Raw genomic sequence first — 208 nt, 5'->3', positions numbered from 1 at the left:
GGCAGATTGCAAGAAATAACTTGAACGAATTTAATGACGTAAATTAAGCAGGAAGATCTCGATTGGTGTATGCCAGTTAAGACATTTAAGTGGTCGGGAATTCAGATACCAATTAATTTGAACTAGCTTGTGATCGCTCAGCTCTTCAATAGCTTGTCCCTTGGGAATAAATCGTCGCAAAACTCGGTTACGGTTCTCATTACTACCG

The 208-nt window shown here is 39.9% G+C and carries 1 pseudogene; it reads right to left on the bottom strand.

Features of this window, described 5'->3' with window-relative positions:
* Nucleotides 1–30: 30 nt before the first annotated feature.
* Nucleotides 31–208: pseudogene (locus tag QOS01_RS10570) on the bottom strand (IS30 family transposase); the annotation flags it as partial.

The sequence above is a fragment of the Limosilactobacillus avium genome (genome assembly GCF_947381485.1).
Lineage (GTDB): Bacteria > Bacillota > Bacilli > Lactobacillales > Lactobacillaceae > Limosilactobacillus > Limosilactobacillus avium.
The sequence above is the reverse complement of the archived record's forward strand: the minus strand, read 5'-3'. Positions and strand labels throughout refer to the sequence as shown.